This window comes from Gemmatimonadota bacterium (assembly GCA_026702745.1).
Taxonomy (GTDB): domain Bacteria; phylum JAAXHH01; class JAAXHH01; order JAAXHH01; family JAAXHH01; genus JAAXHH01.
Window position 1 is genome coordinate 1 of the sequence record JAPPBT010000021.1, and the last position, 25,240, is coordinate 25,240.

At 58.7% G+C, this 25,240-nt stretch carries 21 protein-coding genes; 17 read left to right on the forward strand and 4 right to left on the reverse strand.

Annotated elements, in window-relative coordinates; genetic code table 11:
- On the reverse strand, window positions 1–326 hold a 326-nt coding region (locus OXH56_04020), incomplete at its 3' end, for an HNH endonuclease (GenBank protein MCY3554470.1).
- A 331-nt stretch (window positions 327–657) separates the two neighbouring features.
- On the opposite strand from OXH56_04020, the gene OXH56_04025 reads away from it, so the two are divergent.
- The 12 genes from OXH56_04025 to OXH56_04080 all read left to right on the forward strand — a co-directional run bounded on the left by OXH56_04025 (window position 658) and on the right by OXH56_04080 (window position 16,391).
- Window positions 658–3,759: a site-specific DNA-methyltransferase gene (locus OXH56_04025; GenBank protein MCY3554471.1), complete on the forward strand. Its 3,102-nt coding sequence runs from the start codon at window positions 658–660 to the stop codon at window positions 3,757–3,759.
- A gap of 118 nt (window positions 3,760–3,877) precedes the next feature.
- Entirely contained in the window at window positions 3,878–4,210 is a 333-nt protein-coding gene (locus OXH56_04030) for a nucleotidyltransferase domain-containing protein (protein ID MCY3554472.1), read from the forward strand.
- Window positions 4,200–4,604: a HEPN domain-containing protein gene (locus OXH56_04035; GenBank protein MCY3554473.1), complete on the forward strand. Its 405-nt coding sequence runs from the start codon at window positions 4,200–4,202 to the stop codon at window positions 4,602–4,604. Before OXH56_04030 ends, OXH56_04035 begins: the two co-directional genes overlap by 11 nt.
- 431 nt (window positions 4,605–5,035) lie before the next feature.
- Complete coding sequence (locus tag OXH56_04040) at window positions 5,036–5,383, forward strand: DUF86 domain-containing protein (protein MCY3554474.1); 348 nt, start codon at window positions 5,036–5,038, stop codon at window positions 5,381–5,383.
- A complete protein-coding gene (locus OXH56_04045; GenBank protein MCY3554475.1) occupies window positions 5,383–8,526 on the forward strand; it encodes a DEAD/DEAH box helicase family protein in 3,144 nt (1,047 codons plus the stop codon). Before OXH56_04040 ends, OXH56_04045 begins: the two co-directional genes overlap by 1 nt.
- Window positions 8,527–8,536: 10 nt before the next feature.
- Window positions 8,537–9,328, forward strand: coding sequence for a nucleoside triphosphate pyrophosphohydrolase (gene mazG, locus OXH56_04050; GenBank protein ID MCY3554476.1), 792 nt, complete (start codon window positions 8,537–8,539; stop codon window positions 9,326–9,328).
- Window positions 9,312–10,421, forward strand: coding sequence for an altronate dehydrogenase (locus tag OXH56_04055; protein MCY3554477.1), 1,110 nt, complete (start codon window positions 9,312–9,314; stop codon window positions 10,419–10,421). The genes mazG and OXH56_04055 overlap by 17 nt, the downstream gene beginning before the upstream one ends.
- Before the next feature lie 46 nt (window positions 10,422–10,467).
- Complete coding sequence (locus tag OXH56_04060) at window positions 10,468–11,487, forward strand: zinc-binding alcohol dehydrogenase family protein (GenBank protein MCY3554478.1); 1,020 nt, start codon at window positions 10,468–10,470, stop codon at window positions 11,485–11,487.
- A gap of 210 nt (window positions 11,488–11,697) precedes the next feature.
- Entirely contained in the window at window positions 11,698–12,123 is a 426-nt protein-coding gene (locus OXH56_04065) for a ferritin-like domain-containing protein (protein MCY3554479.1), read from the forward strand.
- A gap of 19 nt (window positions 12,124–12,142) precedes the next feature.
- Window positions 12,143–13,087 carry a glycerophosphodiester phosphodiesterase gene (locus OXH56_04070; protein MCY3554480.1) on the forward strand — a complete coding sequence of 315 codons (945 nt, stop codon included), beginning with the start codon at window positions 12,143–12,145 and terminating at the stop codon, window positions 13,085–13,087.
- Window positions 13,084–13,827: an ABC transporter ATP-binding protein gene (locus tag OXH56_04075; protein MCY3554481.1), complete on the forward strand. Its 744-nt coding sequence runs from the start codon at window positions 13,084–13,086 to the stop codon at window positions 13,825–13,827. Before OXH56_04070 ends, OXH56_04075 begins: the two co-directional genes overlap by 4 nt.
- Entirely contained in the window at window positions 13,824–16,391 is a 2,568-nt protein-coding gene (locus tag OXH56_04080; protein MCY3554482.1) for an FtsX-like permease family protein, read from the forward strand. Before OXH56_04075 ends, OXH56_04080 begins: the two co-directional genes overlap by 4 nt.
- A 12-nt stretch (window positions 16,392–16,403) precedes the next feature.
- Here the strand turns inward: OXH56_04080 and OXH56_04085 are convergent, their stop codons facing one another.
- Window positions 16,404–17,129: an arylesterase gene (locus tag OXH56_04085; protein ID MCY3554483.1), complete on the reverse strand. Its 726-nt coding sequence runs from the start codon at window positions 17,127–17,129 to the stop codon at window positions 16,404–16,406.
- A 145-nt stretch (window positions 17,130–17,274) separates the two neighbouring features.
- Here OXH56_04085 and OXH56_04090 point away from each other — a divergent pair, with 145 nt between their 5' ends.
- From OXH56_04090 to ggt, 5 genes are all read left to right on the forward strand, one after another.
- Complete coding sequence (locus OXH56_04090; GenBank protein MCY3554484.1) at window positions 17,275–17,946, forward strand: YdcF family protein; 672 nt, start codon at window positions 17,275–17,277, stop codon at window positions 17,944–17,946.
- Between the two features lie 175 nt (window positions 17,947–18,121).
- Window positions 18,122–19,390, forward strand: coding sequence for a kynureninase (kynU, locus tag OXH56_04095; GenBank protein ID MCY3554485.1), 1,269 nt, complete (start codon window positions 18,122–18,124; stop codon window positions 19,388–19,390).
- Window positions 19,391–19,392: 2 nt separating this feature from the next.
- Window positions 19,393–20,556, forward strand: coding sequence for an iron-containing alcohol dehydrogenase (locus OXH56_04100; GenBank protein ID MCY3554486.1), 1,164 nt, complete (start codon window positions 19,393–19,395; stop codon window positions 20,554–20,556).
- Window positions 20,557–20,567: 11 nt separating this feature from the next.
- Complete coding sequence (locus OXH56_04105) at window positions 20,568–21,386, forward strand: hypothetical protein (GenBank protein MCY3554487.1); 819 nt, start codon at window positions 20,568–20,570, stop codon at window positions 21,384–21,386.
- 30 nt (window positions 21,387–21,416) lie between these two features.
- Entirely contained in the window at window positions 21,417–23,060 is a 1,644-nt protein-coding gene (ggt, locus tag OXH56_04110; protein ID MCY3554488.1) for a gamma-glutamyltransferase, read from the forward strand.
- A gap of 62 nt (window positions 23,061–23,122) precedes the next feature.
- Here ggt and OXH56_04115 read toward each other — a convergent pair whose 3' ends face one another.
- Complete coding sequence (locus OXH56_04115) at window positions 23,123–24,436, reverse strand: TRAP transporter large permease subunit (GenBank protein ID MCY3554489.1); 1,314 nt, start codon at window positions 24,434–24,436, stop codon at window positions 23,123–23,125.
- Window positions 24,433–25,023 (reverse strand): TRAP transporter small permease subunit, encoded by a 591-nt coding sequence (locus tag OXH56_04120; protein MCY3554490.1) that lies wholly within the window; start codon window positions 25,021–25,023, stop codon window positions 24,433–24,435. Before OXH56_04120 ends, OXH56_04115 begins: the two co-directional genes overlap by 4 nt.
- Window positions 25,024–25,240 lie beyond the last annotated feature (217 nt).

The following is a 25,240-nucleotide window of genomic DNA, read 5'->3' on the forward strand; positions in this document are numbered from 1 at the left end:
CTGTCCCTACCGCCCAGATACCTGGGCAGGACGTGATCCACGGTCAGGGGTCCTCTCGTCGTACTGCAGTACTGGCACTGGTGGCCGTCGCGCTTGAGGATGTTCTTGCGGGACAGCATGATGCCCTTGCGGGGTATGCGGACGAAGTTCACGAGCCGGACGATACTGGGCCGGTCGAACAGCGTGTAAACGCCCCGCACCGGGTCCGCATAATTGTCAATGATCTCCGCCTTGCGCAGAAAAACGAGAATGACCGCCCGTCTTGCCGTACAAACACTCAAAGGCTCGTAGTTCTGGTTCAGAACGAGGACATGTTCGCTTACCATGCCTTGCACGCCTTTCCGAAACCCCTGTTCCTCCCTCGCGAAACGATCCTGAACCGGTTACGGGAACGATCCCCGTTAAACCTACACAATGTAGATTTATCAAGGGCTTACGTCAATAGTTTTATTGGCGGACACAGGCGGGTGGAACGGAGTTTCATGCACGGTGGCATCCTGTTGCGACGGGGCAAATTACGACTTGATTCCTGACCGGTTCTGGTTATTGTAAGATACGGATTCATATTACGGCGTATCGATCCAAAATCACGGCTCAGTTACAGGTGCGCGTTGACTCAAAACGTATACTGTGTCTGCACCCCGACCTAAGGTAAATATGTCTGACTCAATCAGTAAATTTCAAACACTACTAAGAGAACTGTTTCAGTTCGACTGCGCTGATCTAGATTTCGGCATCTACCGTATCATGAATCACAAGAGAGATGAGATCGAACGGTTTATCACGGTGGATCTGCCAGTTAATGTCAAAGAGGAATTGAATCGTGGAGCACTAGCCGAGCAAGCTCAAGCAGCAGCTGAACTAGAAGAAACCGCACAGCAGATCAGAACCACTTTGACACAGGACGCGATTGACGCCGATGGAAATCTGGTCAAATTTCAGGACGCGGATATCGGTAAAAGGTACCTCGAGCTAAGGGAGAAGGCACATGGCGGTGGCAACCGGGATGCTCTCGAATCAGTAGTCTTCAATCACCTATATGCCTTCTTCAGTCGCTACTACCAGGAAGGCGATTTCATCTCAAAGCCCCGCTACTCCAAGCGCCACCGATACGCGATTCCCTACAACGGCGAAGAGGTCCATTTACACTGGGCCAATAAGGACCAGTATTACGTTAAGACCGGCGAAAACTTCCGAGATTACTCGTTTCAAGTACGCGATGTAACCGTGCATTTCAAACTTCAAGCGGCCGACGTGGAGCAGGACAACGTCAAGGGTGACAAGAGGTTTTTCTTTCCCAGCAACGTGGAACCAACCTGGGACGGAAACAACAGACGGCTCCAGATTGGTTTTGAATTCCGTCCGCTTACCGCGCAGGAGGAAATCACCTACAGCAAAAGAAACCAGCAGGATGCTATTCTCGCCGAAGCAGTTGAAAAGATACCTGGTCGGCTTGAACAGGCCCCCGCTGCATTGAGTGCACTAATGACAGAGAGACGTGAAAACGGGGATAGCAAGCCGGTAACTGTCCTTGAACACCACTTGAAGCAGTATACCCGCCGCAACACCTCGGACTTCTTCATCCACAAGGATCTCAAGGGATTTCTCGACAACGAACTCGATTTCTATCTCAAGAACGAAGTACTGATCCTCGACGAAGTAGAGACGGGTGGAGAAGAACGTGCTGAAGGATGGTTTCAGATAATGAGGATGATCCGTTCTGTAGGCCGTCAGATAATCGAATTCCTGAATCAGATCGAGAATTTCCAGAAATTGCTTTGGGAAAAGCGCAAGTTCATCACTGAAACGCAGTATTGTATATCGGTCGGACATGTTGACCAATGTTTCTATGAAGAAGTCTCTAAATGCGAGGCGCAGTGGGAGGAATGGAAAACGCTGGCCCTTCTCGATATCGGCGAAAATCACACGGACCTGTTTAATCTGACCAATGACTATGTAGGTAAACGTGTAGAGTTCCTGCAGAATCGCCCGACGCTTCCTCTCGATACGAAGCACTTCGACGAGGACTTTGTCGATCGCCTGTTAGGCAGTTTCGAGGATCTGGACGGCATGACGGGCGGGCTGTTGATCCACGGCGAGAACTGGCAGGCGTTGAATCAGTTGTCAAGAATGTACATGGGTCAGTTTAAATGTGTGCATATAGATCCGCCATACAACACACAGACAAGCGGGTTTCTCTACAAAAACGGATACCAGCATTCGAGTTGGCTTGCTATGATGCAAAATCGTATCGCTGCAACAGTCCCGTTACTTGCACAGGATGGTTCCTTCCTGTGCCACATTGACGAGAACGAGTATGAACGACTGTACCTTATGGTGGACGGGTTTCCAATTAGAGATTCCGGTACAGTTGTGTGGGATAAGAGAAATCCCATGACAGGCGGTGGTGGTATCGCAATCCAACATGAATATGTTATCTGGAGATCCGATTCTACCGAAGCATTCAATCTTCGGAACCAGTCTGTCATTAGCATTTTAAACAAAGCAAAGGAACTCGTATCACTGAATGGTGGACTTACGCCTGAATCCAAACGATCGTTTTCGAAGTGGGTAGTTAGTAACCCGGCACTTAGTGGTGGTGAAAGAGCCTACCGTTTTTTGGATGAAAATGGTCACGTGTTTCAAAGCGTTAGCCTTAGGGCACCCGAACCACGTCAAGATCCTAAATTCCATGTTCCACTGATTCATCCGGTAACAGGCCAGCCATGTCCCGTCCCTCCGAATGGTTTCTCACGTACTCCTGAAACTCTTCAGCGTATGATCGAGAAGGGAGAGATCATTTTTGGTAGTGACCACACAACCCAACCGAGGCAGAAACGTTTTTTGACGGAAGACTCAAGAAGGCAATTCACGTCCATCATTCAAGACGCTACTCGTGGCAAATTGGATTTGAAAAACTTAAACTTGGAGGATTTTCCCTATTGCCATTCGGTGCGTTTCTACGAGGGCTTGTTAGCAGCGGCTACACCTGAAAACGATAGCGCTGTCCTTGATTATTTTGCAGGCTCGGGAACTACTGGTCACGCAGTCATAAATCTTAACAGAGAAGACGGTGGCCAGCGTACGTTTATCCTTGTCGAGATGGGCGATCACTTCGACACAGTGCTACTGCCACGCATTAAAAAAGTAACGTTCACGCCAGAGTGGAAGGACGGTAAGCCGAAACGCATGGCAACACAGGAAGAAGCAAATCGTAGCCCGAGCATTATAAAGTACATGCGATTGGAATCCTATGAGGACGCGCTGAACAACATCGACTTCGCCGAGAGATCCGGACAGAATGCCCTACAATTCAACGACTACCTGCTTAAGTACATGCTCCGATGGGAAACGAAACACTGTTCGACCCTCCTGAACGTCGAGAATCTAACCCAGCCTTTCAACTATACGCTCAATTTCCACGTAGACGGTCAGATCCGGCAGCGAATCGCCGACATTCCGGAGACGTTCAACTACCTGATCGGTCTGCGCGTTGATACCCGTCGAGTGTACAACAGCGATGATCGGCGATACTTGGTTTATCGAGGTCAGATTGAGCAGCGGCGAGTTGTCGTTATCTGGAGAGAAACCCAGCATTGGAACAATGCCGATCTGACACGCGATAAGGCGTTTGTAGACGAACTTAGACTGGCAGAGGGTGCGGATGAGGTCTATGTGAACGGTGATTCCCTTATCCGAGAAGCAAATGCACTGGAGCCGGAGTTCAAGCGCAGGATGTTCGCAGGCGCTCAGATGTAAAATGGATTCTTTTTGATACTGAAGTATTCTGGGATTCTGACCTTCAGGTATCTTGAGATGTGGTTAGGTGGTTCTTGTCCAGTCTGACCTTATCCGGGCTTTTGTAAGGAGTTCTGTTATGGATAATGCCTTTAAACAAGCAACTCCTATAGTAATCAAGAAGTTGGTGCGAAATGTGGTGAAATGTGTAGATCCTATACGGATTATTCTCTTTGGCTCAGCGGCCAGAGGAGACATGGAAGCGCATAGCGACCTGGATCTACTCGTCGTTATGCCCGAGGGCGTTCATCGGCGAAGAACGGCGCAGAAACTCTATAGGGAAATTACCGGGCTAGGTGTGCCATTCGACATTGTCGTTGCAACACCGAATGATCTAGAAAAGCACAGACAGAATGTAGGTTTGATCTACAAAAACGCATTGGAGGAGGGTAAGGAGATATATGGCCGTTGACTCTTCCTCTCCAGGCAGTGCCAAAGACTGGCTTCGTCATGCGCGCAGCGACCTGGAACTTGCCTGCATAGACCAGCCGGAAGGCGTCTTGCTGGAAACCCTCTGTTTCCATGCTCAACAAGCCACGGAGAAAGCCCTGAAGGCCGTTTTTGTGTTTCTTGAAACAGATTTCCCTCGAACGCACAATATACGAACATTGCTGGATCTGTTATCGAATCACATCGGCATTCCTCAAGTAGTAGATGCAAGCGCGGGACTTACCGACTATGCCGTTGAATCCCGCTATCCCATGAATACCGAACCCGTCGACGAAGAAGAATACCAGCATGCAATCGGTCTCGCCAAATTGGTGGTGCATTGGGCCGAAACATTGATTTGCGAAAACATACGGTGAGTGGCCATGGTGTTTTGATCGTCTTGGCGTTCATCGTGGACGGTTTACATAGCGGGTTATTGCAAATACCAGCAAATCGAAGTATCGAAACAAGCTTCTACTAGGTAGTCTTCCCAGAGACAATTCTATCTTGGATTTTTACTCGTGTACCTCAAAGCGCAAGATTGCCGAATTCTGTCAGCGCAATCGCATCAAGCGACTCGCCTTAATCGAATCTATACAACGCGACGCTATCACGCTTGAAAGCGACTTGGACGTACTAGTCGCCTTCGAATCGGATGTCCGTATTGGATACATCGGACTGGCCGGTTTAGAGATCGAGCTAATGGAATTGCTCGGGTGGAAGACTGACATTCACACACTAGAGGGAGTAGAAAGAAGCCGCAACTGGTTGCTTCGCAAGATAATACTCGGTTCGGCGGAGACGGTATATGAGCAGACGAGATGATCAATTAGCCTTGGTAAAGATGCGGAACCACGCTGCGGAAGCGATAGCTATACTCGGTGAGTCTAGTTTGAATGATCTCGAAGAAAACCGTGTCACTGAACTTGGATTGTGGAAACTGTTGGAGATTATTGGCGAAGCGGCCAACCGCATTTCTGCAGAGACGCAACGACTCCATCAAGAGGTTCCCTGGCCTCAGATCATGGCAATGGGTAACCGAATGGTATACGGCTACGACGACATCAGTCTTGAAAGATTGTGGGACACAACAAAGTGGGAACTACCGCCACTCGTGAAGCAACTAGATCTCCTTATCGACAAAGAGAATCTATAATGCCTTCCGAACAGCATACCAGCCTAGACCGGCGTCTGGTCCTGTTGGCGTGGTTGAATCGCCAGTTCGGATACGAGCAGAACCGCGATCTACTGGTAGATATGAGAGAAGCGGATGAAGGATTTGACGCCTACGGTCACAGTTCAATCTACCATCGATTGATCAGCCGTGGTGACAAGATAAAGATCCCTCCTGAAATACTCGCCAAATACGACAAGAACATCCATAAACACCTTATGGCTATGAACGCGCTACGTTCTGAGCCCATAGTCTTGAGATACTTCCAACACTTGGCGGCGTGGTATACGGAGTATGCTCTTGACAGTTACTTCAACAGACCGGGGCAAACTGTGAGTGCTCTGAACGACTTCGCCAGAGCGCACAATGCACATACTTCGAACCAGATCGCATTCTCAAAGTCCGATCTGCGCAAGTTGGCTTTCTGGATGGCGACCGGAAGTGGAAAGACGCTTATAATGCACCTCAACTACCGGCAGTTTCTCCACTACAATGATCAGCAGTTAGACAACATTCTTCTGATAACGCCTAACGAGGGGTTGAGCACACAGCACATTGAAGAAATGACGGCGTCGAACATCCCCTGCCGACGCTTCGAACGTCACGGGGACAGCCTGATGTCATCCACCCGCGAGGCGGTCCAGGTCATAGAGATCACCAAACTGACGGAGCAGAAACGTGGCGGTGGAGTAAGCGTCCCAGTAGAGGCATTCGAAGGCAACAACCTGATTTTCGTTGACGAAGGGCACAAGGGATCCGGTGGTGAGGCTTGGAGGAGAGTACGAGAGGAATTGGGAAAGACAGGTTACACGTTCGAGTACAGTGCGACGTTCGGCCAGGCGCTATCATCTGCTGGTAATGACGCGCTGACTATAGAATACGGCAAGGCGATCGCCTTCGACTATTCGTATAGGTACTTTCACGGCGATGGTTACGGGAAAGATTTTCGGGTACTCAATTTGAACGAGGAAACGACATCCGAGTATACCGATCTGCTGTTACTGGGAAATCTGCTTTCTTTTTACGAACAGCAATGCTTGTTCGAAGCGCGAACCGAAGCGTTACGTACCTACGGACTGGAACGTCCTCTCTCATTGTTTATAGGTAGAAAGGTAAATGATGTTTACAACCAGAGTGGGGAAAAGCAGAGTGACGTGTTGACTGTAGCTCGTTTCCTGCATTGCGTCCTGAGCAAGCCGGACTGGGCTGCAGAGGCAATCGGCAGACTCCTCGAAGGAGAGACCGGTCTTTGCACGCCTCATGGACAGGACGTATTTGGCGATCAATTTGGGTATCTTCGTGCAATGAATCAGAATCCCCAAGAGATATACCGGGATCTGCTCACCTGTGTGTTCCACGCCCCGACATCTGGTGGACTGCATCTATGTGCAATACGCGGTTCAGACGGTGAAATCGGTCTGAAGGCAAGCACCGCAGATACCTATTTCGGGTTGATCTATATTGGCGACTCTACCGCGTTTAGAAACCTGGCGGGATCAGATGATTCCGGCATTGTGGTAGAGGAAGATGCGCTTACCGGTGGGTTATTCAACGATATCAATAGCCAAGGCACCACGATCAACGTCCTCATCGGTGCTAAAAGGTTTATCGAGGGTTGGGATTCCTACAGGGTATCCAATATGGGACTACTAAACGTCGGTAAAAGCGAAGGATCGGAAATCATCCAACTTTTTGGACGTGGCGTTCGCCTTCGGGGCAAAGACCGTTCCCTTAAAAGGAGTGCCTCTTTAAGTGGCGTCCATCCTGACCGGATCGAACTGCTCGAGACGCTGAATATATATGCTGTTAGGGCAAATTACATGGCTCAGTTCCAAGTGTACTTGAATCGAGAAGGTATCGACACCGAAGGATACATCGATCTACCACTTACCATACGTTCCGAGTCGGATCTCTCAAATATGGGTCTTCTGATCCCCCGCATACCAGCGGATACCGATTTCGCTCGGGAGGAGGATCTTGCACTGACCCCGGATCATACGGTACAGGTCCGGGTGGATGTAAGCACAAGGGTTCAGACTCTCGAAAGCGGTGTTGAAGGTGTTGAGACAACCGTCGTCCAGGCAGGCACGGAGACGATCCTCACCGATGACCTTTTGGAGCTGATCGATTGGGAAAGAGTGTATATCGAACTGCTCGAGTACAAACATTCGAAGGATTTGAAAAACCTGTACATACAGCCGTCCCTGCTACGGTCCATAATATCGGATAATCTGCATTTCACACTTATAGCAGACGACGACCTGGTCCATCCGAAATCCTTTGAAGAAGTAGCACGCCTTCAGGAAGTAGTGACTACGATACTGCGCCGTTACGTAGACGCATTCTACCGATCCAGGCAGAGAGCTTGGGAATCGAACCGGATGATTTACAAAATACTGGACGAACATGACCCCAATCTGCGCTTTAACCATCTCTACTCTTCTGACGGGAAGGGACAATACATCGTTAGTGTCCGGCGGTCCGAAGACTCAATGATCGAAGAGATTGAAAACCTCATTTCTGGCAACGATCGGATATATCAGGAAGAATCGGCCGAATTACCCCGCCTTCACTTCGACAGGCATCTCTATCAACCATTGCTGATAGAGCAGAATGAAAAGGTTAAAAGTACACCTCCGGCATTAACAAAAAGTGAGCGAGCATTTGTCACCGATCTGAAAGAATACTGGGTGAGCGAAAAGGACAAATCCCTGCTGGAAGTCGAGGTTTTTCTTCTGAGGAATCTCAGCCGCGGGACTGGCGTTGGTTTCTTCGAATCGAGCGGATTCTATCCCGATTTCATCCTCTGGATCAAGGAAACGGGTAAACAACACATCGTATTTATCGAGCCTCACGGTATGATCCACGCAGAAGCATACGAACACGACGAGAAAGCACAACTTCATGTGAGATTACCGGATATGGCCAAGAAGATCGGTGAGAGAAGTGGACGCGACGACATTACGCTTGACTCGTACGTCATTTCGGCAACGCGTTTCCAAGACCTTCGCAAGAGGTATAGCGACGGAACTTGGGATATGGAAAGATTCGCAGAAGCCCACATACTCTTCGCCGAGCAGTACAACTACTTAAGTCAGATTTTCGAAGCTCAACTTTCAACCTGACACAACCCCTATGACCCCCTTCGAAGAACTCGTGGACATCATGGCGAAACTCCGGTCGAAGGGAGGCTGTCCCTGGGACCGGGAACAGACCCACCAGACCCTGCGGCCGTACCTTATCGAGGAGGCCTACGAGGTGCTGGACGCGCTGGACAACGGCGAGGACGGCGACTTCCGGGACGAACTGGGTGACCTGCTACTCCAGGTGGTCTTCCACGCGCAAATCGCTACCGAGGAGCAGCGGTTCGACATCCACGATGTGGCCCGGGCGATCAACAACAAGCTCGTCCGGCGCCATCCCCACGTTTTCGGGGACATCCGGGCGGACACGGCCGACGAGGTGCTGACCAACTGGGAGAAGATCAAACAGGAGGAGAAGGGGAACGAAGGACCCGGGTCGGTACTCGACGGCCTCCCGGCGGGCATGCCGGCCTTGCTCCGCGCCTACCGCATCCAGGAGAAGGTCGCCCGGGTCAACTTCGACTGGGACGACGTTAAAGCGGTGCTCGAAAAGGTCGGCGAGGAAATCGGCGAGGTGCGACGCGCCCTGGAGCACGGGGACCGGTCGAAGATCGAGGAGGAGATGGGCGACCTGCTGTTCTCCCTGGTGAACCTTTCCCGCCACCTCAACGTGCCGCCGGAGGATGCCCTGAGAAGGAGCAACGACAAGTTCATCCGCCGTTTCCGGTATATCGAGGCCGCCCTCGAACTCAAAGGAGAAAGCCTGGAAAAGGCCACCTTCGAGGAACTGGACGCCCTGTGGGACGAGGCCAAGCAAAGGGAGTCGGATGGCGACGCCGGATGAATCGGTGCTCCAGTTCGGCAGCGGCCGGTTTCTCCGCGCCTTCGCCGACCTCTTCATCCACGAGGCCAGGCAGGCCGGGCAGGACATCGGCCGGATCGTCGTGGTCCAGTCCACGGGCACCGGGCGGGCGCAGTTGTTCAACGAGCAGCACGGTCGTTACCGGATCCGGGTGCGGGGGATCCGTGACGGAAAACGGATCGACGAAACCGTCGAGGTGGAGAGCGTCTCGAGGGCTTTGAGTGCCGCGGAGGACTGGGAAGCCGTCCTGGCCGCGGGGCGCGACCCGTCCACGGAGTATATCCTATCCAACACCTCGGAGACCGGATACGACGTGCCGGAATCGGAACGGCTGGACGGCGAGTCGCCGGTTTCTTTCCCCGGAAAGCTGCTCACCGTACTCCATGCGCGGTATGAATACGGCGGCGCACCGGTGACCGTCATCCCCTGCGAACTGATCGACGGCAACGCAGGGGCGTTACGCGGGCTGGTCCGCGACCTGGGCCGGCAACGGCGTCTGGGCGACGGCTTCCTGGGCTGGCTGGAAGAAGGCGTGACCTGGCTGCATACGCTCGTGGACCGGATCACTATCGAACCGCCGCCGGGTTTTCCCAATCCCCACGGCGACGGGCTGCTGGCGCTGACCGAACCCTTCGCCTTCTGGGCCCTGGAGGACCGGCCGGGCGCCGCGCCGTTCATCGAGCATCCGGCCATTACACGCACACCGGACGTCCGTCCCTACGCGCTGCGCAAGGTGCGGGTGCTCAACGGCGCCCACACGGCGCTGGTCTGCCGGGCCATGCCCCTGGGCATCCGGACCGTCAGGGAGGCGGTCGACCATGGGGACACGGGTCCCTGGCTGCGGGAACTGATGCTGGAGGAAATCGTGCCGGCCCTGCCGGACGAGGTGGAAGACGCCCGGTCCTTCGCCGAGGATTGCATCGAACGGTTCCGGAATCCATTCCTGGGCCACCGACTCGAATCCATCGCGGTGGACCATGAAATCAAGGTGAAGATGCGCCTGGTACCCTCTTACGAAGCATACGTCGAGAAGTTTAAGCGCAAGCCGACCCTGCTGTCCGCCCTGCTCACGTGAAGTGTGCGTTCTGAAAAGCGAGTCCTGAAAAGCGAGTCCTGCCCCTATGCCCACTATCGTACTCGAAAAACCGGGACGTTTCGTCCTTGAGGATACTCCCGAGCCGACGCCTCCTGGTCCCGGCGAGGTGCTTGTGCGCATACGCCGGGTTGGGATCTGCGGCACGGACCTGCACGCCTTCGAGGGTACGCAGCCCTTCTTCGACTACCCCCGTATCCTCGGGCACGAACTGGGGGTGGAGGTCATCGCGACCGGTCGGGACGTGACGCACATCCATCCCGGTGACCTGTGCGCAGTCGTTCCCTACATGGACTGCGGGAACTGTGTGCCCTGCCGCATGGGCAAGACGAACTGCTGCTCGAACCTCGACGTCCTGGGCGTACACGTGGACGGCGGCATGCGGGACGTCCTCGTGCTCCCGGCCGGGAAGCTGCTGCGTTCCGATGTCATGTCCCTCGAGCAGCTGGCCCTTGTGGAGACCCTGGGCATCGGCGCCCACGCCGTGGACCGCGCCGCGATCGAAAAGGGCGAAACGGTCCTGCTCATCGGCGCCGGACCCATCGGTCTGTCCGTGCTGACCTTCGCCCTCCTGGCCGGCGCGCGTGTGATTTTGCTGGAGATCAGCGAGAAACGCATCGCATTCTGCAAGCGTCGTTACGACCTTTTCGATATCATTTCCGACACCACGGACGTGCCGTCGAAGCTGTGCGAAATACTGGGCGGCGAACTACCTACAGCGGTATTCGACGCCACCGGCCACGCTGGATCCATGATGCAGGCCCACGACTACGTCGCCAACGGCGGACGCCTGGTCTACGTAGGCATCACCGGCTCGCGCATCTCCTTCGACGGACCCGACTTCCATCGGAGGGAGATGACCCTGGTCGGCAGCCGGAACGCCCGCACGGTCGACCTGCAGCGGGTCATCGGGCATATCGAGGCCGGCCGAATCGACACCTCGCCCTGGATTACGCACAGGGCCGATCCGGACGGCATGCTGGTGGATTTTCCCATGTGGCTCGACCCGGAGAGCGGGGTAGTCAAGGCCGTACTCGAAATGGTCTGACAGAAACGGCCTGACGACGGAGCGAACCAGGACGCTTACCGGGCGCAGAACGCTGATTAATCCGTCACGGCTCACTGATTTGCGGGCCACGACACACTATAGGGAACATTACGCGTTGTATATTCCGGCTGCGGTTCGTATCATGAAAACTACCGAAGGATATGACGACTTTGTTTGTCAAAGTGGACACCAAGGAAAAGGAGAGAAAGCGTGGACAAGCAGACCCTGATCGACAACCTGAACGGAGACCTGGCCGCCGAACTCGGCGCGATCATCCAGTTCACCATCTACGCGGCCAAGGCCAGCGGCCCCTATCGGCCCGAACTGGCCAAGTTCTTTCAGGACGAGGTTGCCGATGAGCAACTTCATGCGCAATACCTGGCCGACAAGATCGTGGTACTCGGCGGCGAGCCCACGACCGTTCCCCGGCCGGTCAAGGTGAGCGATTCGAACCGCGAGAACCTGGAGACCATGCTTGAGGACGAACGTACGATCGTCCGGCGGTACGTCCAACGCCGATCCGAGGCTGAGGAATACGGCGACTACGGGCTCATGGTCCAGCTGGAAGACATGATCCGGGACGAGAGCAGTCACGCCGAAGAAGTGGAACGCATACTTCGGGACTGGCCCCTGTAACTCCAACCGCGGCGGCTGAATGCTTCGATTCATCTGGAAATGGTTCCTTCGGCTGGCCGTCGCAGCCGTGGTCATACTTGTCGCGGTCCTGGCATACTACTCGATCGTATCCCGCCCCATGCCCGAGCATTCATTCACGGATACCGACCAGTTCCTGGCCATCGCCCACCGCGGCGGCGCGGGACTGTGGCCTGAAAACACCCTGTTCGCCTTTCAGAACGCGGTCAGAATCGGTGCGGACGCACTGGAATTCGACGTGCACGCCACGAGCGACGGTGAACTGGTGGTCATTCACGATGCCACGGTCGACCGTACGACCGACGGCGCTGGCCGGGTCGACGAGATGTCCTGGGCCGCACTGCGGGAACTGGACGCGGGTTACCGGTGGACCGCGGATGACGGCGCGAGCTTTCCGTTCCGAGGCATGGGTTTGCGGGTACCATCCCTCGAGGAGGTACTGAACGGCCTCCCCGATACCCGAATGATCATCGAGCTGAAAGACGTGTCCGATGCTGCCAGGGTCCGTTTTTCCGAGGCAATCGCGCAGTGTTCGTACCCGGAACGGAAGGTCATCGCTTCATTTCAGTCCGAGACCGTCAAATACATACGAGACAACAACCCGGGCATCGCAACATCGTCCACCGCCGGCGAGGTGCTCGGCTTCTGGGTGCTGAACACCCTGAGACTCGGGTTCGCCTTTGTTCCCGGTGGAGAGACGATGCAGGTACCGCCCAGTTTTCAGGATCTGACGCTGGTAAGCACCCGGTTCGTATCGGGCGCTCACCGGCACAACATGGACGTGTATGTCTGGACGATCAACGAGGAAGCGGAGATGAGACGCCATGTCGATCACGGCGTGGACGGCATTATTACGGACTATCCGGATCGTCTCCTGCAGGTACTGGACCGGTACCCGGAATTGCGGGAACCGGAAAACGGGGAAGGAGAAGCACCGTCACCATGAGCGAACAGGCTATTCTGTCGGTCAGGGACCTGAGTAAGACCTACCCGAGCGGCGGCGGGATGCTTACCGTTTTGCGGGATATCGAATTCGACCTGATGCCGGGCGACTCCCTGGCGATCATCGGCCCCTCCGGCAGCGGGAAAACGACGCTGCTCGGTCTCTGCGCCGGCCTGGACCGGGCGACTACGGGATCCGTCTCAATGAACGGCATCGTGCTGGACGATCTCGATGAAGATGAACGAGCCCGCGTCCGCAACCGGCACGTGGGTTTCGTCTTCCAGAATTTCCAGCTGATCCCGACCCTCACCAGTCTCGAGAATGTCATGGTCCCGGCCGAATTGCGCGGTGAAAAGGCGGTCTACCGCCGCGCGGAGGAACTCCTGGACCGCGTGGGGCTGGCGGACCGGACCACCCACTACCCGGTACAGCTGTCCGGGGGCGAACAGCAGCGGGTCGCCATGGCCAGGGCCTTCATCAACCGTCCGGCACTGCTCTTCGTGGACGAACCCACGGGCAATCTCGACGCCGATACGGCCGCTACCGTGGAAAGCCTGTTGTTTGAACTGAACGAGGAATCCGGGACGACCCTGGTCACCGTGACCCACAACCTCGACCTGGCACGCAGGACCCGCCGCATCGTCCGGTTGAGCGGGGGCCGCATGGTCGAAGACTACCTTCCCGAGCATTCCGGAATCCCGGAAGCCCCGTCCCTTTCCCTTACTCCAGATCCCCAGTCATGAGCGTTCCTGCCGCATCCGATAAGACGCCGGTACGGGCAGGCTGGCTGCTCAGCATGGCCTGGCGGGACAGCCGGACCTACAGGCGCCGCCTGCTCCTGTACATGTCTTCCATCATCCTGGGCACCGCCGCGCTGGTGTCCATACGTACCCTGGGCGACAGCATGGCGGCCGCAATCGACCTGGAGGCCAAGGCCCTGCTCGGCGCCGACCTCGACATCAACACCCGGACGGCCTTCTCTGATTCGGCCGAAGTCTTTCTCGGAAACCTGGGCGGCGAGCAGTCGCGCCAGTCCAGTTTCGTCTCCATGGTCTCCTTCCCGCGGACGGGTTCGTCACGCCTCTCCAACGTCAGGGCGCTCGAGGGCGCGTTCCCCTACTACGGCGTGCTGGAAACGGTCCCTCCCGCCGCCGCACAGGCGTTCAGAACGGACGGCACGGCCCTCGTGGACGACAACCTGATGATCCAGCACGGCGTGGAGGTCGGCGACTCGATCCGCGTCGGGATGCGCACACTCGAGATCTCCGGCCGCCTGGTCAGCATACCCGGCGAAACCGCGGCCATGAGCACGATCGGCCCCCGGGTCTACATCCCCATGTCGGAACTCGAATCCACGGGATTGATCCAGCCCGGCAGCCGCGTGACCTACCGGGCCCTGTTCCGGTTCGACGACGGTGTGGATGCGGACGAACTCGCGGCAACCTATGGCGCGGACACCGCGGCCAAGTGGGGGTGGGACTGGGACACCGTCAGGGACCGCCAGGCGGGCCTGGAACGGTCCCTGGGCAATCTCTACCGGTTTCTCAACCTGAGCGGTTTCATCGCCCTGATCCTCGGCAGCGTAGGGGTCGCCAGTGCCATTCACACCTATGTGCGGCGGAAACGGGGCACCATAGCCGTACTGCGCTGCCTGGGTGCGGAGGGGCGGCATACCTTCGCAGTGTACGTCATCCAGGCCGTGGCCATCGGCGTGATCGGTTCCGCCATCGGCGCGGTCGTGGGTTATCTCGTCCTTGGCGTATTGCCCGTGCTGATCCAGGACTTCGTTCCCTTCGAACTGGTGGTGGGGTTTACCTGGCTTCCGCTGCTTCAGGGCATGGGGCTCGGGCTGCTCATGGCGTTGTTGTTCGCCCTCCTGCCGCTTCTCGCGATCCGGGACATTTCTCCCCTGCTCACGCTGCGCTCCTCCGTTGAAACACCGCGGCGCGCCAACACGGACCCGCGGCGCATCCTGCTGATCGCCGTGCTCGTGGCCGGCGTCGTGCTCTTCGGCATCACCCAGACCAGGGTATGGCTGCAGGGCGTGGGATTCGCGGGGGGACTGATCTGCGCCTTCCTGCTGCTGACCCTGGTCGCACGGAGCCTGATCAAGCTGGCCCGGCGCATCGTGCCGGCTACGTGGCCCTATGTCTGGCGGCAGGGCCTGGCCAATCTCTTCCGCCCGGACAACCAGACTGTCACCATGGTCGTCGCCCTCGGGCTGGGCGCCTTCCTGATCACGACGCTGTACCTCCTGCAGTACTCCCTCGTGGGACACATTACCCAGGTCGGCGGAGACCGGCAGTCGAACCTGGTGCTCTTCGACATACAACCCGGCCAGCGGGAGGATATCCTGGAATCAATGCGCCGCAACGAGCTGCCGGTCATGCAGCAGACGCCGGTGGTAAGCATGCGGCTGGCGGGCCTGAAGGGGCGGACGGTCGCGGAGGTGATGGCGGATTCGACGGAAAGGGTTCCGCGCTGGGCGCTGCGCCGTGAATACCGTTCGACCTACCGGAGCCACCTGGAAGACGCGGAAACACTCCTGCAAGGGTCTTTGCAGCCCCGCGCCGAGACCGGGAAGGATTCCGTATTCGTATCCATAGAAAAGGGCATCGCCGACCGCCTGGGGCTGGGGATCGGCGACGAGATCGTGTTCGACGTGCAGGGCGTGCCGGTGCCTACCACCGTGGGGAGCGTGAGGGCGGTAGACTGGCAGCGGATGCAGCCCAACTTCTTCGTGGTCTTCCCGGAAGGCGTCCTGGAAGAGGCGCCCCAGTTTCACGTGATCGTGACCCGTATCGATGATCCGCAGGTCTCGGCAAGCTTTCAGCGAGAAACGGTCAGCCGGTTTCCCAACGTTTCATTGATCGACCTGAGCCTTATCCTGAACACCCTCAACGACATACTCGGCAAGGTCTCCCTCATCGTCCGTTTCATGGCGCTGTTCAGCGTATTCACCGGCGTCATCGTCCTGGTGGGCGTCGTGACCAACAGTCGCTACCAGCGAATGCAGGAAAGCGTGCTGCTGAAGACCCTCGGCGGCTCCCGGAACCAGATTCTGAAGATCATGACGATCGAGTACCTGTTCCTGGGCGCGATCGGCGCATTGACGGGGGTCGTGCTGGCCTTTGCCGCCACGTGGATCCTGGCCGTCTTCGTCTTCAACATCTCCTACGTACCGGCCTACATCCCCGTGCTGGCCGTGGTCGGCGGGATCGCGTTGATCACCATCCTGGTGGGCATGGCCGCCAGCGCCGGCATCTACCGCCAGTCCCCGCTGGAAGTGCTCCGGGCGGAAATCTGACGATCCGCGGGATCAGGGCAGAAGTTCCTTCAGAACCGGCTCGAGCACCTTCCAGACCAGCTCGGCCATGATCGCGTGCCCTTCCGCGGTCGGATGGATGCCATCCGGCAGATTCAGTTCCGGTATGCCGCCAACACCCTCGAGAATGAAGGGGATCAGCGAGACACGCTCCGATTCCGCCAGCGCCGGGTAGATCTCCCTGAATTCAGTGACGAAGCGCTGCCCCATATTGGGCGGCGCCTGCATGCCAGCGAGAATGATCTTCGTCGCCGGATACCGCTCCCGGACGCGCCGGATGATGGCCCGCAGGTTCCGGCGGGTGACGCCGGGATCGACACCCCGTAGTCCGTCGTTCCCGCCGAGTTCGAGGATGAACACGTCCGGACGGTTCTGCAGCACCCAGTCGATACGGCTCAGGCCGCCCGCCGTGGTCTCCCCGCCCACGCCGCCGTTGATCACCTTGAACGGCCAGCCGAGTCCGTCGATCTTATCCTGCACGCGTTGCGGAAAGGCCTTGTCGGGATCGACCCCAAACCCCGCCGTAAGGCTGTTGCCGTAGAACAGCACGGTCATCGGCGCTCCTTCGCCCGGGGCGTCCTGCCCGCTGTCCGCCGTGTCCTGCCAACTGTCCGTGTTCGCCGCGTCCTGCCCGCTGTCCGCCGCTGCGACGGGGAGCAACCAGATTACGGGGAGTAGCAAGATCACGGGGAGTAGCAAGGTGGACCGTCGTTTAAGCATGATGTTATCACTCCGGCGTCAGTGGAGAAAACACGAATTTCCAGGGTTTACCGCTTGACGACACTGGCCGCGCCAGGTAGTATGAAAGTATAACCCCAGTCTTTCATCCCTCAAAGATCCATTTCTCCAGAAATCGCCAATTTCAATGCGAAGCAAACCTGCATTTCGCCATCTGCCGGTATGGACCCGGGTCATTACGGCACTCGCCATGACCGGTCTCTTCGCAGCCCTGCTGAACGACTTCGCCATTACCCGCAATGCATCTGCCCGTCTGTACTACCTGGCCGAGGAAACGCCCGAGTGCCAGGTGGGACTCGTACTGGGCACTTCCAAGTACGCCGAGGGGCACGTCAACCAGTACTATCGCGCACGCATCGAGGCTGCCGCCGAATTGTTTCACGCCGGCCGGGTAAGGGCCATTCTCGTCAGTGGGGACGCTTCCACACAATACTACGACGAGACGACGACGATGCAGCGGGACCTGGTCGAACTGGGGGTACCTGAAGACTTCATCATGCTCGACTATGCCGGCGTGCGGACCCTGGACTCCGTCTTTCGGGCGAAGAAAGTATTCGGACTCGACCGCGTCATCGTCGTTTCTCAGCAGTTTCACTGCGAACGGGCACTTTACCTCGCGGATGCCGTCGATCTCGCAGCGACGGGATTCTGCGCCGAAGACACCCCTTATACCCAGTCTTTGCTGGTTCGCAGTCGCGAAACGCTGGCCCGGGCGATGGCTTTTGTCGACCTGAACATCTTCGGCACTCAGCCGCGTTCCCTGGAGCAGGACGAACGGGCCAAACGGGCCAGTCGATGAACATGGCCGGGCGGGCCAGCCGGTGCGCACGGGCCAGTCGATGAGCAAAGGCCGCGCGTCAGGGCATTGACATTCCACTTGTCCCGGCCTCCCCCTCCGTATACATTCCGGTTTTCCATTTCAGCCGACCATTCAGCCGCATCCCCGCGACACCACGACCCGTGGAGGTAGGTGTTTGGATTTCGACACGTCGCTCGAGTACGCGCGACAACTGGACCGCCGCGATGAACTGGGCGGGTTCCGGGATCACTTTCTGATCGACGACCCCGGCCTGATCTACCTGGACGGCAATTCCCTCGGACGGGTTCCAAAGGACGCCATCCCCCTGATGGACCGGCTGATCCGGCAACAGTGGGGGAACCGGCTCATACGGGCCTGGAATGACGAATGGATGGGGCTTTCGAGGCGTATCGGCGGAAAGCTCGCCGGCCTGATCGGCGCCCGACCCGACGAGGTGATCATCGCCGACTCGACGTCGGTCAACCTTTTCAAGCTGATTGCCGGCGCGCTGAAGGAGCGGCCCGGGCGGCGCCGAATCGTAACCGACAGCGTGAACTTCCCGTCCGACATCTATATCTTGAAGGCCGTGGCGGACCTGCTCGATCCCGGTTACGATCTGGTCGTACTCCCCGTGGACAATGGCTTTGCCGTGTCCGAGGAGGCCCTCGACCGGGCCATCGACGACGATACGGCCCTGGTGCTCCTCTCCCACGTCATGTACAAGTCCAGTTACATGTACGACATGGCGCGGATTACCGAGATCGCCCACGGCCGGGACGCGATGATCCTGTGGGATCTGAGTCATTCCGCCGGTGTCGTGCCCATGGCCTGCCACGACCTGGGCATCGAACTGGCGGTCGGTTCCACGTACAAGTACCTGAACGGCGGCCCGGGCGCTCCGGCGTTCCTTTACGTCCGCGAAGACCTGCAGGCCAGGCTGGCCAATCCCATATCAGGCTGGTTCGGCCATCGTAAGCAGTTCTATTTCGATACCGAATTCGAACCGGCGACCGGCATAGACCGGTATCTCACGGGCACGCCGTCCGTCCTCTCACTGGCCATGATCGAACCCGGTGTGGATCTCGCGCTCGAAGCCGGCGTGGAGCCCGCGCGCGCCAAGTCGCTGAGCCAGTCCGAGTACCTGGTCGCCCTCTGGGCGTCTGAACTGGCGCCCCTCGGATTCACGCTGAATTCTCCCCGGGAAGGCGCACGCCGGGGGTCGCACGTCTCCTTCGGCCATGCCGAGGGATACCGCATCGACCAGGCGATCCGGGAGGAAAGACAGGTGATCTCCGATTTCCGCATGCCCGACAACATCCGGCTGGGCATCGCTCCGCTCTACACGACCTACGAAGAACTGCACACGGCCGTGCACGCGCTGCGCGAGGTCGTGCAGTCCGGTTCGTTCCGGCAGTACAGCGCCGTCATCAAGGGAGTGACCTGACGGTGAACGGTCCCGTGCAGATCAATATCCCTTCCATCATCTTTAGTGGAGCGGACGCATTCGACGAAGCGGCCCCCCAGGCCGTGCGCGCCGGACTGAAAAACCTGTTGATCGTCTCCGATCCCTATCTCGTCGAACAGGGCCTGCCCGCCCGCATGGTGGACCGGTGCCGCCAGGCCGGCATTGAAGCCTGTGTCTACGGTGACGTGACCCCCGAGCCCACGGACGTGAACGTCGAGGAAGGGCTCGCCCAGTTCACCGAAAACGGCTGTGACGGCGTCATTGCGGTCGGCGGAGGCAGCAGCATCGACGCGGGGAAAGCCATCGCGGTCATGGCCGCCAATGACGGGCCCCTGTCCGCATACGCAGGCTATCACCGGATACCCCGGCCCGGTGTGCCGCTGTACGCCGTTCCCACGACGGCCGGGACGGGCAGCGAAATGACCCGGGTGACGGTCATCACGGATACGCGGCGCAACGTGAAGATGATGATCCTGGACGCTCATCTGCTGCCTGCGGCGGCCTTCGTCGACTACACGCTGACCCTGTCCATGCCCCGTCCGCTGACGGCCAACGTCGGCGTGGACACGCTGACCCACGGCATAGAAGCCTATGTATCGCGTAAGAACGGCACGATAACGGACGCCCTCGCCCTTGCGTGCGTCGAACTCGTGGGCCGGCACCTGGTGCGGGCCTGGAAACATCCCGGAGACCACGCGGCCCGTGAAGGCATGATGGAAGCCGCCTCGCTGGGCGGCATGGCCTTCGCAAATAGCTCAGTCTGTCTAGTGCACGGCATGAGCAGGCCCCTCGGCGCGGTCTTCCATCTGCCCCACGGCCTCAGCAATTCCGTGCTGCTGCCGGCGGTCACCCGGTTCAGCGTGCCGGCGGCGCCTGAGCGGTACGCGGAACTGGCCCGGAAGCTCGGTTGGGCGGGGGAAGAGGACGATACGTCTACCGCCTGTGATCTGCTCATCGATGGCCTGGAGAATCTGAACGACACCGTCGAAATTCCCGGACTGAGAGACTGCGGTATCTCAAAGGAAGCCCTGACCGGCGCGTTGGACAAGATGGCCGACGACGCTCTCGCTTCGGGGAGTCCGCAGAACAATCCGCGCGTGCCCACGGCCGAAGAAATCAAATCACTCTATCTGGAAGCCTACTGAAGGGAAGCCCCATGGCGTTTAATACGCTGCTCATCGGGGGCAGGGGAACGATCGGATCCGGACTCAGGACGTACCTGCCGGGGATGGACGGGAGATACCGCTTCTGTTCCATCGACCTGCCCGGTGCGCCCGATCGGGCCGAGGGCCGTGCCCAGGGCCGGTTCGTCGATTTGAACATCGTCGAAGAACCGGATCGATTCCGGGCCATGCTCCCCGGGTTCGATCTCGTGGTCTACCTGGCACGGCAGGGCGATCTCACCGCCATGAACGCGATGACGGACCTGGTGTTCGAATCGGTGCTGGATCTGGGCGGTGCGGACGGTCCGGGCAGTCCTGACCACCGACCGATGATCGTGGCTTCGAGTTCCGTGCACGCGGTGGACGACACCTATCGCTTTTTCGAATCAGGCGCGTACGCGTTGATCGCGGAACGGAGGTTCGATTCGATCCAGGAATGGCCTGAGCCGATCTCCGCACACCTGCCCGCCTGCCCGATCAATGAATACGGCCACGAAAAGGCCTATGTCGAGGCCTGGGTGGAACGGGCGGCCGGCCGGGGCTGCGGTGCGGTGGCAACACGCTGGGGTGGCGTGAACCCCCGCAACACGCCCATCACGGAGGAGCGCGGCTATTTCGCCGTCTGGTGCCACCAGCAGGACGCGGCGGCCATGGTCCACGCTGCATACACCGCCCATCTCGCCGGCAAGCTGCCGCCAGCGCGGCACTATTTCGTCATTTCGGACAACACGTACAACATTTTCGACATACAGACGCCAAAGGAAGAAATCGGCTACCTGCCCCGGCACGATGCCGAGACGTTCTTTCGCTGATCACCATCCGAACGGAGAAAAACGCAGACCATGCGATACGATCCCCACACCTACCGCGGTTCGCGGCGCTCAGTCGTCATGGCGCCCCGGGGCATGGTGGCCACGAGCCAGCCGCTGGCCGCACAGGCCGGCATCGATATCCTCAGATCCGGTGGCAACGCCATTGACGCCGCCATCGCCGTCAACGCGGTACTCGGCGTGGTGGAACCCATGTCCTGCGGCATCGGCGGCGACCTGTTCGCCATTGTCTGGGAGGCCGATAGCGGCGAGCTGACCGGTCTCAACGCGAGCGGAAGAGCGCCCTATGCGGCGACGATCGACCATTACTCCGGGCTGGGACACGCCTACGTGCCGGATACCGGCCCGCTGAACTGGTCCGTGCCGGGTTGCGTCGATGGCTGGTCCCGTCTCCTCGATCGTTTCGGCAACCTGTCCCTGGCACAGGTGCTGGAACCTGCCATCTCGTACGCGGAGAACGGCTTCCCCGTTTCGGACATCATTGCGCGAGACTGGGCGGGATCCATACCGCTGCTGAAGCCGTGGCCCGAGTCAACCCGCGTCTACCTGCCCGGTGGACAGGCACCCGAACCCGGCGCGGTGTTTCGTAACACGGACTTGGCCCGATCCTACCGCATCCTGGCCAAGGGCGGACGCGACGCATTTTACAAAGGCGAGATCGCCGAGGCCGTCGTGGCCTGTTCCCGGGAAGTCGGCGGACTGTTCAGCCCCGAGGATTTCCGGGACCACTTATCGACCTGGGACGATCCCGTCAGCGTCGACTACCGGGGCCACGCGGTCTGGGAACTGCCTCCGAGCGGACAGGGCATCGCCGCCCTGCAGATGCTGAATATCCTGGAAGGCTACGACATGGCCGCATCGGGTTGCCTGTCGGCCGAAACGCTGCACCTGCAGATCGAGGCCAAGAAACTCGCCTACGCCGACCGCGCCGTGTTCTACGCCGATCCCGCCTTCGTCGACGTACCCGTGGAAGCGCTGCTGTCAAAGGACTACGCCGAACGGCAGCGCGCACGTATCGATCCCCGCAGGGCGGCGGTCGACGTGCCGGCCGGCGATCCCGTCCTGCAGCACGGGGACACGGCCTACATGACCGTCGTCGACGAGGACCGCAACGCCGTTTCGTTCATCCAGAGCATCTTCCGGGGATTCGGATCGGGCATCGTGCCGGAGCGCACGGGCTTTCCGATCCAGAACCGGGGGCAGCTCTTCTCGCTGGATCCCATGCACCGCAACGCCCTGGCGCCTCACAAGCGGCCCTTTCACACCATCATCCCCGCCATGGTGACCCGGGACGGGAAGCCCTGGCTCACCTTCGGCCTTATGGGCGGCGCCATGCAGCCGCAGGGCCACGTCCAGGTCCTCTGCAGCATGATCGATTTCGGCATGGACGTACAGGAGGCGGGCGACGCGCCGCGGTTCCAGCACTTCGGTTCGGCCGAACCCACGGGCGCCCCCATGGAGGCCGAAGGGGGCCGGGTCAATGTGGAAGAAGGCATCGAAGAAGGCGTCTTCAGGCGCTTAGAGGAGATGGGCCACCGGGTATCTCGTTCTGCCCACGGGTACGGCGGCTACCAGGCGATTCGCATCGACCCGGAATCCGGCATGCTTCACGGCGCGTCGGAACCCCGGAAAGACGGTTGCGCGATCGGTTACTGAGAATAGAAATGCCTGAAGCCGGGACCGACCCGAGTCGCCTCGGCGTGGCGCAGGTCCGGGGTCTAGCGCAGACTCGGCAGCCACGTGGCAAGGAGCGGGGTGTAGACCAGCAAGCTCAGGCAGATGAGCTGGATCACGATAAAGGGCAGTATACCCTTGTAAATATGCCGGGTCTGCACTTCGGGCGGCGCCACGCCTTTCAGATAGAACAGGGAGAACCCGAAGGGCGGCGTGAGGAAGGAAGTCTGCAGGTTCACCGCGATCAGGATACCGAGCCACAGCAGGTCGACCCCGAAGGCGATGAAGATGGGTGTGACGACCGGTACGATGATGTAGGTGATCTGAATGAAATCAATGAAGAAGCCGGCGATGAAGATCATGACGAGGACCAGGGCCAGGAAGGCGTAGGTACTCAGGTTGGCGTCCATGATCAGGCTGGTCATGTACGCGTCGCCCTTCATGCCCCGGAACACCAGACCGAAGGCCTCGGCGCCCACCAGTACGAAGAAGACCATGCACGTGATGTGCGTGCATTCCTTCATGACCTCCTTCAACGTCTCGTAGGAGAACTTGCCCTGGAACACGGTGAGCAGGGTCGCGCCCAACGCGCCTACTGCCGCCGCTTCCGTCGGCGAGGTGATGCCCGCGAAGATGGAGCCCAGCACGACGGTCATCAGGCCCAGGGGAAGCAGAAAGGCCCGGATGATCTTCCGGAACATGCCGCTTTCCCGGAACGCGGCCAGTTCCTCGGCGGGCATGGCCGGGGCTTCGGTGGGTTTGAACATGGCGACAATGGAGATCCAGACCAGGTACATGCCCACAAGAATCGCACCCGGGATAACGGCGCCGATGAACATGTCGCCCACCGACACGTTCAGGATGCTCCCGAGCAGCACGAGCACCACGCTGGGCGGGATAATCTGACCGAGCGTCCCCGACGCGGCGATTGTGCCCGTGGCCACCTGGGGGCTGTAGCCCCGCCTGAGCATGGTGGGCAGGCTGAGCAGGCCCATGGTCACGACCGTCGCGCCCACGATGCCGGTGGAAGCGCCCAGCAGGGCACCCACGATCACCACCGCCACCGCAAGTCCGCCCCGCAGCCGGCCGAAAAGCAGGGCCATGGTCTCCAGCATGTCCTCGGCCAGGCCCGATTTCTCCAGCATGACGCCCATGTAGACGAACAGGGGCACGGCGAGCAGGACGTAATTCGTCATGACGCCCCAGATGCGCAGGGGCAGCAGGTTGAAGAAATCCGCGCCGAAGGTCATCAGTCCGAGGAGTACGGACACGCCGCCCAGGGTGAAGGCGACCGGGTACCCCATCAGGAGCACCAGGAAGAGGACCAGGAAAAGGATGAGGGGCATCGCTTCGGTCAAACCGCGTCCTCCTCCCGGGCCGAAAGCCCTATCGGGGGCGACTCGTCCTGCTCGCCCATGGGATCTTCTCCACCGTGGATGAACCGGTCCAGGGAGCGTGCCGCCAGGGCCAGTCCCTGCAGGAGTATGAGCGAGAACCCGAGGGGGATCATGGCCTTCAGGATGTAGCGGGCGGGCAGACCGCCCGGGTCCGGCGAAACCTCGCCGATCCGGAAGGAATTCAGGACGAAATTCTGGGAGCTCCAGATCGCGATCACCGCGAAGGGAAGCAGAAACAGCAGGCTGCCGATGAGATTGACCAGGGCCTGGTTCCGGGGCTTGAAGTTCATATACAGCACGTCCACGCGGACGTGTTTGTTGTGTTTAAGGGCCCACGCCGAAGCGAGCAGGAAGATCACCGCGAAGAAGTGCCACTCCAGTTCCTGCACCGCCACGCTGCTGCTGCGAAGGAAATACCGGGTGAACACGTCGATACAGACGGTCAGGACGAGCAGGGTCGTAAACCAGGAAACGACCGAGCCCACACGTTCGTTCAGCCCGTCCACCAACTGTACGAATTTGCGAAGCGCATTCAATTCCGTGTTCACCTTCCAGTTGGCCGCGGCGGCCGATCAGCATGGCCGGGTCCGGCCGAGCCAGGCCGAGCCAGGCTGGACCGGTCCATCTTCCGCGGGCGCACCGCGTTCCCGATGGCGATTCGGTTTCCCCGAGGGGGAATCACAGGACAAAGGGGTCTTCAATATGCCGCATCGACTTTTAATATACAACCCTAAATGCCCTCGCCTTTCAATTTGAGTGCCTTCG